Source organism: Amycolatopsis sp. EV170708-02-1 (assembly GCF_022479115.1).
In the GTDB taxonomy this organism is placed as follows: domain Bacteria; phylum Actinomycetota; class Actinomycetes; order Mycobacteriales; family Pseudonocardiaceae; genus Amycolatopsis.
This window is the reverse complement of sequence record NZ_CP092497.1, coordinates 5,003,785-5,017,577: the sequence shown is the minus strand read 5'-3', so window position 1 is coordinate 5,017,577 and position 13,793 is coordinate 5,003,785. Positions and strand designations below refer to the sequence as shown.

Here is a 13,793-nt window from a genome sequence, read left to right as displayed (position 1 = left end):
GGACCGCCGCGCTCCGCCCGGCCTCTATGCTCGTTCCCGGTGGCAGGGGAGTCCACCGGGAACGAGGGGCGGGTAGATGATCCAGAGCGTGCTCGTCGGCGCGGTCGTCGTGCTGGCTTGGACGATGACCGCGGCCCGGCTGGAACGCTGGCAGATCACCGCGCCGATGGCGATGGTCGCGGCCGGATTGGCGATCGGGGTCACCACCCGCAACGATCTCGGCAACGGGCTCAACACCGAGATCGCGCTCAACGCGGCGGAACTGATCCTCGCGCTGCTGCTGTTCGTGGACGCCACCGCGGTCAAGGGCGGTTATCTCGGCCACGACGGGAAAACGGCGGTGCGGCTGCTGCTGATCGCGTTGCCGCTGACGATCCTGATCGTCATGGGCGTCGGCCTGCTGACGCTGCCGGGCCTCGGCTGGGCGGCGGTCCTGCTGATCGCGTGCATCATCGCCCCGACGGATTTCGCGCCCGCGACCTCGGTGGTGCACGACGTCCGGGTGCCCGAACGCGTGCGGCACCTGCTGAACGTCGAGAGCGGCTACAACGACGGTGTCGTCGCGCCGGTCTTCATCTTCGCGCTCACCCTCGCGGGGAGCCGCCACCAGGCGAACACGCCGGGCGAAGCGCTGCAGGCCGCGATCCCGGCGGCGTTGCTGGCCGTGCTGGCGGGCTCCGTCATCGGGGCGGTGGCCGCGGTGGCGATGAACGTGACGGCCAGGCACGGCTGGTCGACCCGGCATTCCGCGCGGGTCGCGGCCGTCGCCCTGCCGTTGCTGACCTACACCGCCGCCGTCGCGATCGGCGGCAACGGCTTCGTCGCCGCGTTCATCTGCGGGATCGCGTACAAGACCGCGCGGCACCCCGGCGAAGAGGAACTCGGGCTCGCCGAGGACGTCAGTTCGTTGTGCGGGCTGCTGATGTGGTTCGTCTTCGGCAGCACCGCGGTGCTGGTGCTGTCCTTCGGCCTCACCTGGGGGATCGTGATCGTCAGCCTCGTCGCGCTGACCGTCGCCCGGCTCGTCCCGGTGCTGCTCACCTTGCTGCGGACGGACTTCCGCTGGAAGGACCGGATCACCATCGGCCTGCTGGCCCCGCGCGGCGCGGCGTCGATCGTGTTCGGGCTGCTGGCCTTCAACTCACTCGACGGGGAGGCGGCCGACGTCGCGCTGAGCGTCATGTCGGTGACCGTGCTGGCGAGCGTCGCCGCGCACGGTGTCGGGGCTTCGGCGTTCCTGAACCGCAAGTCGAAGAGGACCTGACCGGCACCTTCGCAGTCAGCCACCCCACATCCGATCGTGGGCCGAAGGCTCCCTTCACCGCATCAGACGCGGTGATGGGAGCCTTCAGCCCACTCGCGACCGGTGGCGCCGGAGCGCCCGAGGTCAGCCGCTCATCGCCTTCCTGATCGCCGCTTCGAGCTCTTTCACGTGCTTCGAATTCATGCCGCCATAGGTGAAGGTGTTCATGTCGACCTTGTCGGCGTACATGGGTACGTCCTCGACGATCGCCTTGGACGCGCCGGCCACCTCGAAGACGAGCCTTCCCGGCTTGAACGCCGTCGGCGGGATGTTCTTGATGGATCTGACCTTCTCGAGGTTGAAGGTGTGCTTCTTGTCGTTGAGCCCGCTGACCGCGGCTTTGATCGTGATCGTCCGGCCGCTGAAGCTGATGGATCGGCGTCTGGCATGGATGTGCACGAACCCTCCCCTTGGGCGCGAAAGAGGCACCTTATGAGAGAGGAATCGAGCGGGCGAGCCTCGTTTCCGAACCGTTATCGGGTCAGTCGGCCGTGGTCTCCACGTCGTCCACGGCCAGGTCGTACGGCTCGGCGCTGTTCCACAAAGCCTCCGCTTCACCGAGGAACGTCCGGTACGCCGCGCCGTCCGCGGGCTGCAGGACGAACTTCGGATCACCGGCCTGGTAGGTGTAGTACTCGGCGAACAGTGCCGAGCCGGTGGCGATGACCCCGATCGCGAGGGGATGCGCGACGAGCCGGACGGAGAGGTCTCCGCCGGTCGAACGGTTCAGTTCGGCCAGCACCCGCAACGTTTGGAGGACGCGCTCCCGCGCGCTTTCGGGCGAACGCACGGCGTAGTAGCGGGAGGCCGCCGTGTCGATCGCGGGCGAATGCGGGTCGATGAGCACGAACCGGATCTTCGTCCCGGCGCGCAACCGTGCTTCGAGCTTGCCGTAGTTGTTGTTCACCAGGGTGTTGCGGGCCATCCCGGTGATCAGCAGTTCGCTCGTGCCGTCGATCGCCTCGGCGAGTCCGGGGCCGAAGTCCTCGCTGAACACCGGACGGCGCGCCCGCGCGATCTGGTCCGCGGCGGACAGCGGCCAGGGGGTGCCGTCCTCCCACAGCCGTTCCGCCTCGTCGGCGAAGTGCCGGTACCAGGGCGCGTCCTTCGGTTCCACTGTGAACACCGGTGAGGCTTCACCGGTCGGCCGGTATTCGTAGTGCTGGACGCAGATCAGTCCCCGTTTGGTGGAGACGTCGAGACAGTTGAAACCCGCGGAGGAGATCCGCGACGACACCCGGATCTCCAGCCTGCCGTCCGCCCTGCTCTTCAAGGACGTCAGTTCGTCCAGGGTCGCGAGGATCCGCTGCCGCAGCCGTCCTTGTCCGAGACTCTGGGAGATTCGGCGATCGGCGACGGCGACGAGTTCTTCGTCGGTCGGATCCAGGACGAGTACCCGGATCCGTCCGCCGGAATCGAGGATCGACCGGATGTCGCTGCGCATGCCCTGCACGGTCCTGGTCATCGAATGGCCGATGAGCAGGATGTCGAAGGCCGCCGCGCGCCGGGAGATGAGATCCGCGGGGAACTCCGGTTCGAAAAGTGCCGCGGGGCCGCCGCGGGTGGAATCCCGGACCTGTTCGGTCAGCCGCCGCGAGCGGATCTGGGAGAAGGCGAGCAGGGCCAGCAGCGCCGTGACCACGGAGGAAAGCGTTTTGACGTCCGAGATCCCGGTCGCGCCCAGCACGGTGAACGCCAGCGCGACGGTGCCCAGTACGTACAGATCCAGGTTGTCGTCGGTGATCACACGCGCCAGCGATCGCCGGATCCGTCCACGCTCGTCCGCCACTGAACCCCCTCTTCGTCGGTTGCGTGGAGACAGTATCGGCCGGACGCCCCGGCATGTCCGGGATTGCTGACATCGATGGCATACCGCGAACCAAGCGATACGAAGCCATTTGGCTCAATCGTTTGTCTGGTCCAGTCCAGTTATGTCTACTAACGTAGAGGGATGGAGCTGGAACTGCGCCACCTGCGCATCATGTGCGCGATCGCCGAACTCGGGAGTATCACCAAGGCGGCGAACACGCTCGGAATGGCCCAGCCTGCACTGACCGCACAACTGAAGCGCATCGAGCGGACCCTCGGCGGGAAGCTGTTCCTGCGCGATCACACGGGCACCAGGCCGACCGCGCTCGGTCTCCTCGTCCTCGACCGGGCCAAGATGGTGCTCCCCGCCGTGTCGTCGCTGCACGACGAGGCGGCGCGGCTCGCCCAGCACGCGGGCACCGGCGAGCCGGTGACCCTGCGGCTCGGCTCGGCGACGGGGCCGATGCTGGGGGCGCTCCTGCAACGCCTCGGCACCACGCATCCCGACATCCACGTCGCCACGCATACGTCGTGGTCGGCCAACAAACTCGCGGACATGACCGCCGAGGGCGCGCTGGACTTCGCCTTCGTCGGCGTCTGCGGTGACGCGGGCCCGCCGCCGGAGCCCGGTCTTCGCTGGCGGACGCTCGCGCATCATCCGGTGTTCGTGCTGATGTCCGCGCGAGACGAGCGCGCGCAGCAGAGCGAGGTCGAACTCGGTGCCCTCGCGGACGAACGGTGGTGCGCGACGCCGGGCGACGGATGCTTCGGCGACTGTTTCGCGTCCGCGTGCGCCCGGTCGGGATTCACGCCGCGTTCGTTGTACGAGACCGATGTGCTGACCTGTATCGAGATGGTCGAATCGGGACACGCGGTGGTGTTGTGCCAGCCGCTGTTCCACGAGATCCCGGGTATCGTCGCGGTCCCGATCGCGGGGAATCCGCTGAGCTGGCGGAATCTCGTCGGCTGGTCGGAGCGCGGGGAGATGGGTCCCTTCGCCGCGGAGATGATCGCGCTGTCCCGTGCGGTGTACGGCGAACTGATCGACCGGCGGCCGGCCTACTCGAAGTACCTGGAGCTGAATCCGGGTTATGGCGTCGACTACACGGACGCGGGAGTGGGCTGACCAGCACGGGAGCGGTCGAAAGGTCCAGTCCACTTGGTGGATATGACCTAAATGGTATGTACCATTTGTAGCAGGTGCCTCGTACGGTCTGGGACGAGATCTTCTTTCCGGAACGCGGTGAGGAAACGCCTGAAATGAACCGAAAGATCGTAGCGGCCGCCGCGGCGGCCCTGACCGGCGCGGGCCTGGTCACGGCCGTCGCGCTGACGCCGAGCGCCAGCGCCGGCCAGACCGCCTCGGCGGCCGACCAGGTCCAGCCGGAGATCGTCGCCGCCTTGGCACGTGACCTGAAGATCAGCCCGGATCAGGCAAGGACCCGCCTCGCCGGTGAGCAGAAGGCGGCCCGCACCGACGGCGACCTCAAGACCCGGCTCGGCCCGTCCTACGCCGGCTCGTGGCTGGACGCGTCCGGGACCACGCTGACCGTCGCGGTCACCGACGCCGCTTGGGAAGGCGTCGTCCGTGCGGCGGGCGCGACCCCGAAGACGGTCGCCCGGAGTGCCGCGCAGCTCGACGCCGCGAAGTTGTCGTTGGACGCCAAGGGAACCAGCGCGCCGAAGACCGTGCCCGGCTGGTACGTCGACGCCACCACCAACTCGATCGTCGTCCTGGCCAACGCGGGTGGCGAAGCCGCCGCGAAGTCCTGGGCGACCGCCTCCGGCGTGCGTGCCGACGCGGTGCGGGTCGAGACCAGCACCGAAAGCCCGGTCCCGCTGATCGACGTCATCGGCGGCAATGCCTACACCTTCGGCTCGGGCCGGTGCTCGATCGGCTTCTCGGTCGAGGGCGGCTTCGTCACCGCGGGCCACTGCGGCACCACCGGCACCCGCACCTCGAACCCGAGCGGGACCGTCGCGGGCTCCAGCTTCCCCGGCAACGACTACGCGTGGGTGCGGGTGGACGCGGGCAACACCCCGCGCCCGCTGGTGAACCGCTACCCGGGCACCGTGCCGGTGGCGGGTTCGCAGGAGGCCGCGATCGGCGCGTCGGTCTGCCGCTCCGGTTCCACGACGGGCTGGCACTGCGGCACCATCCAGCAGAAGAACGCCTCGGTGAACTACCCGCAGGGCACCGTTTCCGGCCTCACGCGGACCAACGCCTGCGCCGAGCCGGGTGACTCCGGGGGTTCGTGGCTCGCGGGTGACCAGGCGCAGGGCGTCACCTCGGGCGGCTCCGGCAACTGCAGCTCGGGCGGCACGTTCTACTTCCAGCCGATCTCGGAGATCCTGAGCGTCTACAGCCTCCGCCTGGTGACCTCGGGGTCGAACCCGCCGTCCAGCACGACGCCGACCACCACGACGTCGAACAACCCGCCCGGCGGAACCTGGGCGGCGGGCACCACCTACGCCGCGGGCGCGACCGTGACCTACGGCGGCGTCTCGTACCGGGCCCTGCAGGGCCACACCGCTCAGGTCGGTTGGGAGCCCCCGAACGTCCCAGCGCTTTGGGCGCGCGCCTGACCACCTAGCCGTCCGGGCCACACGCAGGGGTGCGCCCGGACCCGACCGCCCCCGACGTCGTCCGTGCGTCGGGGGCGGTCCCTCTTTCGCGCCGATGGTGTGCTCGAGGCCGTAACTCGCGTGCTTGAAGCCGGAACTCGCGTGTGCGGCCTTCAAGCACGCGAGTTACGCCTCTGATCACGCGAGTTACGCGGTCAGTGCAGGATCTTCAGGCCCACCACGCAGGCGACGATGCCCACGATCAGCAGGATCCGGGCCACCGAAACGGTTTCCGCGCCGGACCACATGCCATAGGCGACGGTGAGCGAAGCCCCGATGCCGACCCAGACCGCGTAAGCGGTGCCGACGGGGAGATCCTTCATCGCGTAAGCGAGACCCACCATGCTGGCCACCAGTGTCACGCCGAAGATCACCGACGGCACCGGCCGGGACAACCCTTCGGATTTGCCGAGGGCGGTGGCCCAAACGGCTTCCAGCACACCCGAAACGATGAGGACAAGCCACGACATGACGCGCTCCCAGAGCGCCGTCTTGTCGCTGGCCGGGTACGGCACCCACTCGTCCGGGGACCTCGTTGAGGAGGTTCCTCGACCAGGATGGCACACCGCCCGCGTGGAGCGCCCGCCGGTTTGACGAGGGTCACCACGCGGGCGCGCCATTGTGGACGGTCAGGTCAGCACCCTTGGCGCCGACCAGGCGAGCAAACCCAGCTCCAGCACCGAGAATCCGATCAGCGCCCACGCGCTCGGCAGCCAGATCAGCGCGATGCCGACGAGGAGGATGGGCAGGACCAGCCCGGCGTAGGCGGCCAGGAACACCGCGGCGAGGACCTCGCCGCGCACCGGCGGTTCGGCGAGGGCGGCGACGGTGGCCACCGAGGCACGGAAGCCCAGCCCGACGCCGGCGCCCGCCACGATCCCGCCCGCGACGAAGAGCCACAGCTGGGACGTCGTCACCGCGACCGGCAGCGCCACCAGCCCGCTCACCATCAGCCCGAGGCCGAGCCGCAGCTGGGTTTTCCTGGCCAGACCGGCGAGGAGCACCTGCGCCGCGGCCGCCGCGAGGAACACGGAGAACGACGCGAGACCGGCCAGCAGCCGCGAACTCTCGTGCATGCCCTGAGCCAGCAAAGTCGGCGCCAGTGCCATGAACAGCCCCGTGATCGCGAACGCCGCGAAGGCGCCGATCGCCGCGCCGAAGAAGGCGGGCCGGGCACTCGACGGCAGTGAGACCCGCTGCGGCCGATAGGCGGGCCGTTCTTCGGCGCGCTCCACCGTTTCCGGTACGAGCGCGACCGCGATGGCCGCGGCGAGCAGCAAGACCAGGAAGAACACGAACGGGGTGGTGAGAGGCTCGGCCGAATAGCTCGCGAACACTCCACCGAACAGCGGCCCGAGCGCCAGCCCGCCCATGTTGACCACGGTCGCGATCAGTCCCGCGCGGCCGTGGTCCTCCCTCGGCCGGGCGACGGCGCGGAGTTCGGACAGATGCGCGGTGGCGGTCGCGGTCAGCGCGCCGATGCCCGCGCCGCCGACGAGCCTGGCCAGGATCAGCCCGGGAACATCCGGCCAGGTCAGGAAAAGTGTCGCGGAAAGGGCCTGCGTCACGGTCGCGGCGAGGATCACCCGCCGTCGTCCCAGCCAGTCGCTGACATGGCCGGCCAGATACAGGCTGCCCATCACGCCGACGGCGTACGCCGCGAAGACGATGGTGACGACGTAGGTCGGGAAGCCGTCGCGCTGCTGGTAGAGCGCGTACAGCGGAGTGGGGACGGTGGAGAAGGCCAGCGAGGCGGCGTAGGCCGCCGCGATGACCCAGAAACCGCGACCGTGGCTGATCCGCCGGAACGCGGGACGGGGGAGGGCGACGCTGTTCAGCATGTCTCCACTGTGAATCTCCGGATCATCCAAGTCCAACGAACAATCCTGGTCACAGTTATCGACAAATGCGATAATCGAGGTGTGGAGACTCGTCAGCTCGAATGCTTCGTCGCCGTCGCCGAGGAGCTCAGCTTCACTCGCGCGGCTCAGCGGTTGTACGCGGTGCAGTCCACCGTCTCGGCGACGATCCAGGCCCTCGAAGGAGAACTGGGGGTCAAGCTGTTCGACCGGTCGACGCGAAGGGTCGAGCTCTCCCCGGCCGGCAAGGTGTTCCTGCCTGAGGCCAAGGCCGCGCTGGAAGCCTTCGACAGGGCACGCGAGGTGGTCACCGACGCCTCCGCCGGCCTCCGGGGCAGCCTCCGCATCGGCACGCTGACCAGCGTCGGCGATCTCGACCTGCCCGATCTGCTCGGCGCGTTCCACCGCCGCTATCCGCTGGTCGACCTGCATGTTTCGGTGTCGATCACCGGGTCGACCGGGCTGGCCGAGGATCTGCGTCAGGGCAGGCTCGACGTCGCCCTCCTCGGCCTGCCCGAATCCGATCTCGCCGGGCTCGACACCAAACTGCTCGGTTCGGCGCCGTTCGTCGCCGTGCTGCCCGACGGCCACCGGCTGAGCGGGCGGCGGTCGCTGACCTTGGCCGACCTCGCCGGTGAGTCCTTCGTGGACAACCCGCGCGGCTTCGGCAATCGGGTTGCCTTGGACCGCGCTTTCGAGGCGCTCGGGGCGCCGCGCCGGGTCATCGTCGAGGTCGCCGACCTCCGTGCCGTGCCCTCCTATGTCGCGGCGGGGCTCGGCGTCGCCGTCGTGCCCGACCTCAAGTTGCTCTCGGGGGTCCGGACGATCCCGCTCGACGAGCCCGGCCTCACCTGGCCGCTGACCATCGCCACCCGGGGAGAACGGCCACCGAGCCGGGCCGCCCGGCTGCTGCTGGACCTGGTCGACGGCGGGGAGTTCTCCCTCGTCATCCCCGCGCGGACCTGAGCTCAGCCCGTCAGCAGCGTGCGGGTCGTCTTCGTCACCAGGTCGACGATGCGTGGCGGCGGTGCCTCGCCGCGATCGAGGTGTCTCTTCACCGCGGCGTAGGGAAGGTCCACGAGGGCCAGCATCAGCTCGTCGGTGCTCCGGCCGGTCAGGGGACGCAGCTTCCGCAGCACCTTGGTGATCGCCGTGTCGAGCCGGTGGTTGGCGGCCACGACACGGGCGCGATCCTCGGCGCTCCAGTCGTCGACGCCGAGTGCCCTGTCGCCCCCGTAGAGCAGTTTCGCCTCGGCGGGATGGGCGCGGCACCACCGGACGACCTGCGCCGAGGCCTCGACGGCGGCTTCGACGGCCGGTTCCTGTTCGAGCGCTTCGAGATAGCCCTGCTGGAAGCCGGTCAGGGTGCGGAGCCAGACGGCTGCGAGCAGCGCCGGACGCCCGGGGAAACGGTGGTAGATCGACCCGCTCGGCGCGCCGACCTCGCGGGCGACGGCCGACATGGTCACCCCGGCGGCCCCTTCGGTGGCGAAGATCCGCACGGCGGCGTCGAGGAAGTCGTCGGCGGTGTGCCGCGGTGGCCGTCCCATTTTCAGAGACTATCCTCTACTATGGTTTTAGGGGAAGGTCTCTAGAACTGGGAGGCGCGATGCGCGTATGGAACAGGCATCACCGGATCGTCGACGTGGCACCAGAACGCGTCGGCGCGCTGATCGACACGCTGGCCGCGGACGGCGACCGGCTCTGGCCCGTCGACGCGTGGCCGCCGATGCGGTTCGACCGGCCGCTCGGGGTGGGAGCGGACGGCGGGCACGGGCCGGTGCGGTATCGGGTCGAGTCCTACGAACCCGGGAAGTCGGTGCGGTTCCGGTTCACCGCGCCGCGCGGCTTCGACGGATTCCACGAATTCACCTTGCGGGCGACGGAAAGCGGGAAGACCGAACTCGGGCACCTCATGGTGCTGCGGCTCCGGCATCCCGCTTGGCTGACGTATCCGCTGTTGTGGCGGCCGATGCACGACGCCCTGCTGGAAGACTGCCTCGACCGCGCCGAGCGTGAACTCACCGGCACGGTCGAGACGCCCGCTCGATGGAGCCTTTACGTCCGGCTCTTGCGGAACCTGATCTCCGGCAAGAGGCCCTTCCGCTTGAGCGCGAACAAGGTGCCGCCGATCAGCACGACGGCGATCAGGTAACCCAGCGCCAAGGAGACGGCGCCGCCGTTCGCGGGTGGGAGCAGCACGCCGAACACGGCGCTGACGACGGCGAGGATCCACCGCCCGCGGTCGGTCGTGAGGCTCACGGCGAGCAGCGCGACCGTCCACAGGAGATACCAGGGCTGCACGACCGGACCGAGGACCAGCATCGCGGCGAAGGTCAGGCCCGCGCCGTAGAGCGGGTGCAGCTTCTCGCGGTACGTGAGCCACAGCAGCCTGGCGCCGACGGCGAGACCGAGGATCGCTCCGATGAGCGAGAACACCTTGATCGCGCCGTCGGTCAGGTCGGCCCCGAAGATCTTGCCGACCCCGCCGACGAGGAAGCCGAGCTCGTTGGTGGGCGCCATCCAGCTGTGGACCTGGCCCGAGACACCGGACAGCACGCGGACCCAGCCGAAGCCGAGCCCGCTGCCGAGCGAGATCGCCGCGGTGACCGCGGCGAATCCGGCGGGCAGCCCGAGCGCGACCGCCACCCGGCCGGCGGGCTTCGCCCGGCGGAACAGGTCGACGCCGACGAACAGCAGGCCCGCGACGGCCACGATCTTGATGTTCGCGGCCGCGCTCACCGCGATCACGCCCGCCGCGATCAGGGCAGGCCTGGCCGCACCGGTCTTCGCCGCGCCCATGAGGACCAGTTCCAGCCCGGCGACCATCAGCCCGACCATGAGCCCGTCGTTGTGCACGCCCGCCACGACGTGCCAGAGCGCCAGCGGGTTGAGCACGGCCAGCCACACCGCGATCGACGGTGAGACCCCGGCGCGGCGGGCGAGCCGGGGGAGCGCCCACGCCATGAGCACGATCCCGATCAGGCCAAGCAACCGGTGGAGCAGCACTGTCGGCACGAAGGCGTCCCCGGCGATCTGGGCGATCGTGCGGGCCAGCGCGACGAACGCCGGACCGTACGGCGCGGGCGTGTCCCGCCAGTAATGGCTGACCGCCATCGTCACCGGGGAATCGGCGCCGAGCGCCTCGGCGGGGCCAACGAGATAGGTGTCCAGCCCTTTGGCCGCGATCAGGCCCTGCGCCAGGTAGCTGTTGATGTCACCGCTGAACAGGGGGCGCGCGACGAGCAGCGGCGCGCACCACGAGACCGCGATCCAGTGCAGCCGCCGCTCGGGCAGCCCGGCGGCGAGCCGTCCGATGCCGAGCCAGGACAGCACGAGGGTGGCCATCCCGGCGACGCCCAGCGCCACCACCAGGACGGAGGGCAGGCCGATCCCGGACGTGACCAGCACCAGCACGGCGATTCCGAGGAAACCCGCCCAGTGCAACGCCGAGATGTTCAGCCCGGCCTTCTCCGGCGCGGGCAAGACGTTCTGCATGGGGCCAAACTACTCCAAGTGCGAAACCCGGCTGCGCCGATCGTACGGAATCCGGCTCCGACGCTTCGGTGCCGCGTCCGCCGGGTACTCCCGTGGGTGTGAAGAAACGCTGGGTTCGTCTCGGGGCGTTCGCGCTGATCGGGCTCCTGATCGTCGCCGCGGCCCTGCAGATCACCGGACTGTTGCCGAAGCTCGACCCGTTCGGAACGTCCACTGTGGACCGTTCGCAACCCGCGGTGCTCCAGGCGGTGCGGGATCTGAGCCGGTACCACGCGGCGGCCGGTGACTACCAGGTCGTCGTCGACATCGAGAAGGACGTCAAATGGGTGCCTGCGGGCATCGCCGGGGAACGCACGCTGTTCGTCGCGGCGGGCTCCGTCGACGCGTATGTCGATTTCGGGCCGCTGGTGGAGAATTCGCTGACCGTGTCCGAGGACCGGCGGACGGTCGAGGTGCGGCTACCCGAACCGAAGCTGGCGAAACCCAATCTGGACAACGAACGCAGCTACGTCTTCGGTCAGGAGCGTGGCCTGATCGACCGGCTCGGCGCGCTGGTGTCCGTCCAGGATCAGCGGCCGTTCTACCTCGCCGCGGAGAAACGGATCGGCGAGGCCGCGCAGCACTCCGGCCTGCTCGAACGCGCGAAGGCCAACACCAGGGCGATGCTCACGCAGATGCTGCGGGCGCTGGGCTTCCAGGCCGTCTTCCCGGCGGAACCGGCCACTTGACCCGGCTTCGTACCCGGATGACGCAAAGCGCTCTCCCGGCACTCATCGCCGCACGAGGATTCCGCGTCTGTGCGGTGCTGCCCGCGCCGGGCTTGACCGGCGGGGCTCCTGCTGGTGGGCTGGCGAAGTCGACTGGGAGGCGCGATGGCGACGAAGCCGAGGGACAGCCTGACCTACAGCGAACCGATCGCGACCGGAGAGGTCGCGATCGGCACCACCCCCGAGCAGGTGTACCGGCTCGTCAGCGATCCGGTCGCGATGTCGGAGTGCACCGAGGAACTGCGCAAGGCGCGCTGGATCCGGGGCGCGACCGAAGCGCGTGTCGGGAACTGGTTCGCCGGCAGCAACCGCAACGGACGACGGCGCTGGGTGACCCACGCCGAGATCGTCGAGGCCGAACCGGGACGGAGGTTCGCCTACCGGGTGCGCACGCCGTTCTTCGTGCCGATTTCGCGGTGGGAGTACGACATCGTCCCCGAAGGCGACGGCAGCCGGCTCACCGTGACGAACTGGCTGAGGGTGCCGCCGTGGTTCGTCCCGCTCGCCATCCTCATCACCGGCGAGCCGGATCGCGCCGGGACGAATCAGGCCAATATCGCCACCACGTTGCAGCGGGTGAAGGCTCGGCTCGAGGGCCGGGAGTGGCATCGCTGACGCGACACGCCGCCTCGCTGCCCGCCAGGCCGGGTCGGCTCACCCGAGGTTCTGCATCCCCCGGTCCTCCAGCCTGCGCATGACCGGTCCGGACAGCAGCCCGTGCACGAGTACCGACACCGCGATCGTCAGCGCCGTCACCCGCCACAACGAGTCGGCCATCGGGAAATCGCCGTGCCCCAGCGCGTAGGAAAGGTAGTAGAGACTGCCGATCCCGCGGATGCCGAAGAACGCGATCGCCGTCGCCGCCGGACCGGTGGTGGAGCCGCCGAGGAGTGCCAGCCCGCCGAACAGCGGGCGCACGATCACCACCGCGGCGACCGCCACCAGGACTTCGGCGAGTGTGAGACCCGCCAGCAGCCCGTCGCCCAGCGCGACACCGAGACCGAGCAAGGCCAGCGCGACGAAGAGCCGTTCCAGCTGATCGCCGAATTCGTGCAGCACCCCGTGGTACTCGTGCGACCGTTCGCTGGCGCGGATGGTCGCCGCCGCCGTGAACACCGCGACGAACCCGATACCGCCCAGCCACTCGCAGAGCGCGAAGGGGAGGAACGCGATGGCCAGTACCACCAGGCCGTCGGAGTATTCGCCCAGGCGCAGCCTTTCGTGCCGCACGCGGAACATCAGCCACGACAGCACCCGGCCGCAGACGAGGCCGACCAGGACGGCGACCGCGAGCGGGACGACGACCTCGGTCAGCAGCCAGGGCACCGGCGACGTGCTCGTCGTCCCGGCCCAGACGAGGGCCAGCACCACGAACGGCATCGCCAGGCCGTCGTTGAGCCCGGCCTCCGAGGTCAGCGTGAACCTGATCTCGTTGTCCGAGCCTCGTCCGTCGACGGTATGCGGCGCGGGCACCTGGACGTCGCTCGCCAGAACCGGGTCCGTCGGGGACAGCACGGCGCCCAGCAGCAGCGCGGCGGCGGGGGACAGGGCGAGCGCCCACCAGCCGAGCAGGGCGACCGCGCAGACCGACAGCGGCAACGTGATCGCCAGCAGCCGCCACGTCGAGCTCCACGATCGCCAGCCGATCAGCCGGTCCGATTTCAGTCCCGCGCCGACCAGCGACACCAGCACGCCGAGTTCGGTGATCACTTCGACGGTGCCTACCTGCGACCGCGGGTCGAGGACACCCTGGCCGTAGGGGTACGCGAACGGCAGCAGCCCGAAGAGCAGCCCGCCCACCAGCAGGACCAGCGGCATCGACAACGCGCGCTCGTGCAGCAGGTTCGGCAGCACGGCGGCGCACAGCGCCAGAACGCCCGCTCCGGCGAGCAAGATCTCCATGCGCGCGGAGTACCCGGACCGATCGTCCGG

General features: G+C 69.6%; 14 protein-coding genes and 1 riboswitch. Of the genes, 7 read left to right on the top strand and 7 right to left on the bottom strand.

Going from position 1 to position 13,793, the window contains the following annotated elements; all coding sequences use genetic code 11:
• The first annotated feature begins 76 nt into the window (after positions 1-76).
• Positions 77-1,264, top strand: coding sequence for a sodium:proton antiporter (locus MJQ72_RS22810; protein ID WP_240593001.1), 1,188 nt, complete (start codon positions 77-79; stop codon positions 1,262-1,264).
• Positions 1,265-1,387: 123 nt separating this feature from the next.
• Here MJQ72_RS22810 and MJQ72_RS22805 read toward each other — a convergent pair whose 3' ends face one another.
• Together MJQ72_RS22805 and MJQ72_RS22800 are read right to left on the bottom strand one after the other, a co-directional pair.
• Complete coding sequence (locus tag MJQ72_RS22805) at positions 1,388-1,702, bottom strand: hypothetical protein (RefSeq protein WP_240593000.1); 315 nt, start codon at positions 1,700-1,702, stop codon at positions 1,388-1,390.
• A gap of 82 nt (positions 1,703-1,784) precedes the next feature.
• On the bottom strand, positions 1,785-3,092 hold the full coding sequence (locus MJQ72_RS22800; RefSeq protein ID WP_240592999.1) for a hypothetical protein: 1,308 nt from the start codon (positions 3,090-3,092) through the stop codon (positions 1,785-1,787).
• Positions 3,093-3,254: 162 nt separating this feature from the next.
• Between MJQ72_RS22800 and MJQ72_RS22795 the strand changes: the two genes are divergently transcribed.
• Positions 3,255-4,238: a LysR family transcriptional regulator gene (locus MJQ72_RS22795; protein WP_240592998.1), complete on the top strand. Its 984-nt coding sequence runs from the start codon at positions 3,255-3,257 to the stop codon at positions 4,236-4,238.
• A gap of 134 nt (positions 4,239-4,372) precedes the next feature.
• Positions 4,373-5,698: an alpha-lytic protease prodomain-containing protein gene (locus MJQ72_RS22790; protein WP_240592997.1), complete on the top strand. Its 1,326-nt coding sequence runs from the start codon at positions 4,373-4,375 to the stop codon at positions 5,696-5,698.
• A gap of 194 nt (positions 5,699-5,892) precedes the next feature.
• Here the strand turns inward: MJQ72_RS22790 and MJQ72_RS22785 are convergent, their stop codons facing one another.
• Together MJQ72_RS22785 and MJQ72_RS22780 are read right to left on the bottom strand one after the other, a co-directional pair.
• Positions 5,893-6,207 (bottom strand): multidrug efflux SMR transporter, encoded by a 315-nt coding sequence (locus MJQ72_RS22785; RefSeq protein ID WP_034316926.1) that lies wholly within the window; start codon positions 6,205-6,207, stop codon positions 5,893-5,895.
• An 11-nt stretch (positions 6,208-6,218) separates the two neighbouring features.
• Positions 6,219-6,287: riboswitch (guanidine-III (ykkC-III) riboswitch) on the bottom strand.
• A 79-nt stretch (positions 6,288-6,366) separates the two neighbouring features.
• Positions 6,367-7,578, bottom strand: a complete 1,212-nt coding sequence (locus tag MJQ72_RS22780) for an MFS transporter (RefSeq protein WP_240592996.1) — start codon at positions 7,576-7,578, stop codon at positions 6,367-6,369.
• Positions 7,579-7,659: 81 nt separating this feature from the next.
• On the opposite strand from MJQ72_RS22780, the gene MJQ72_RS22775 reads away from it, so the two are divergent.
• On the top strand, positions 7,660-8,562 hold the full coding sequence (locus MJQ72_RS22775) for a LysR family transcriptional regulator (RefSeq protein ID WP_240592995.1): 903 nt from the start codon (positions 7,660-7,662) through the stop codon (positions 8,560-8,562).
• Between the two features lie 2 nt (positions 8,563-8,564).
• On the opposite strand, the gene MJQ72_RS22770 is transcribed toward MJQ72_RS22775, so the two are convergent.
• Positions 8,565-9,146 (bottom strand): TetR/AcrR family transcriptional regulator, encoded by a 582-nt coding sequence (locus tag MJQ72_RS22770; protein WP_240592994.1) that lies wholly within the window; start codon positions 9,144-9,146, stop codon positions 8,565-8,567.
• Between the two features lie 59 nt (positions 9,147-9,205).
• Between MJQ72_RS22770 and MJQ72_RS22765 the strand changes: the two genes are divergently transcribed.
• Positions 9,206-9,751, top strand: coding sequence for an SRPBCC family protein (locus MJQ72_RS22765; protein ID WP_240592993.1), 546 nt, complete (start codon positions 9,206-9,208; stop codon positions 9,749-9,751).
• Here the strand turns inward: MJQ72_RS22765 and mptB are convergent.
• The gene (gene mptB / locus MJQ72_RS22760) at positions 9,655-11,094 is read right to left on the bottom strand and encodes a polyprenol phosphomannose-dependent alpha 1,6 mannosyltransferase MptB (protein WP_240592992.1); all 1,440 of its coding nucleotides are present in this window, start codon (positions 11,092-11,094) and stop codon (positions 9,655-9,657) included. The genes MJQ72_RS22765 and mptB overlap by 97 nt on opposite strands.
• Before the next feature lie 92 nt (positions 11,095-11,186).
• Here mptB and MJQ72_RS22755 point away from each other — a divergent pair, with 92 nt between their 5' ends.
• Both MJQ72_RS22755 and MJQ72_RS22750 read left to right on the top strand, forming a co-directional pair.
• The gene (locus MJQ72_RS22755) at positions 11,187-11,822 is read left to right on the top strand and encodes a DUF4230 domain-containing protein (protein ID WP_240592991.1); all 636 of its coding nucleotides are present in this window, start codon (positions 11,187-11,189) and stop codon (positions 11,820-11,822) included.
• Positions 11,823-11,966: 144 nt separating this feature from the next.
• Positions 11,967-12,476, top strand: a complete 510-nt coding sequence (locus MJQ72_RS22750) for an SRPBCC family protein (protein WP_240592990.1) — start codon at positions 11,967-11,969, stop codon at positions 12,474-12,476.
• A 39-nt stretch (positions 12,477-12,515) separates the two neighbouring features.
• Here the strand turns inward: MJQ72_RS22750 and MJQ72_RS22745 are convergent, their stop codons facing one another.
• The gene (locus MJQ72_RS22745) at positions 12,516-13,763 is read right to left on the bottom strand and encodes a cation:proton antiporter (protein WP_240592989.1); all 1,248 of its coding nucleotides are present in this window, start codon (positions 13,761-13,763) and stop codon (positions 12,516-12,518) included.
• Positions 13,764-13,793: the final 30 nt, after the last annotated feature.

Excerpts from the sequence above, each read along its gene's own strand:
- MJQ72_RS22790 (WP_240592997.1), top strand. The coding sequence starts at position 4,373 with ATGAACCGAAAGATCGTAGCGGCCGCCGCGGCGGCCCTGACCGGCGCG.
- MJQ72_RS22785 (WP_034316926.1), bottom strand. The coding sequence starts at position 6,207 with ATGTCGTGGCTTGTCCTCATCGTTTCGGGTGTGCTGGAAGCCGTTTGG.
- MJQ72_RS22795 (WP_240592998.1), top strand. The coding sequence starts at position 3,255 with ATGGAGCTGGAACTGCGCCACCTGCGCATCATGTGCGCGATCGCCGAA.
- MJQ72_RS22745 (WP_240592989.1), bottom strand. The coding sequence starts at position 13,763 with ATGGAGATCTTGCTCGCCGGAGCGGGCGTTCTGGCGCTGTGCGCCGCC.
- mptB (WP_240592992.1), bottom strand. The coding sequence starts at position 11,094 with ATGCAGAACGTCTTGCCCGCGCCGGAGAAGGCCGGGCTGAACATCTCG.
- MJQ72_RS22770 (WP_240592994.1), bottom strand. The coding sequence starts at position 9,146 with ATGGGACGGCCACCGCGGCACACCGCCGACGACTTCCTCGACGCCGCC.
- MJQ72_RS22750 (WP_240592990.1), top strand. The coding sequence starts at position 11,967 with ATGGCGACGAAGCCGAGGGACAGCCTGACCTACAGCGAACCGATCGCG.
- MJQ72_RS22810 (WP_240593001.1), top strand. The coding sequence starts at position 77 with ATGATCCAGAGCGTGCTCGTCGGCGCGGTCGTCGTGCTGGCTTGGACG.
- MJQ72_RS22765 (WP_240592993.1), top strand. The coding sequence starts at position 9,206 with ATGCGCGTATGGAACAGGCATCACCGGATCGTCGACGTGGCACCAGAA.
- MJQ72_RS22780 (WP_240592996.1), bottom strand. The coding sequence starts at position 7,578 with ATGCTGAACAGCGTCGCCCTCCCCCGTCCCGCGTTCCGGCGGATCAGC.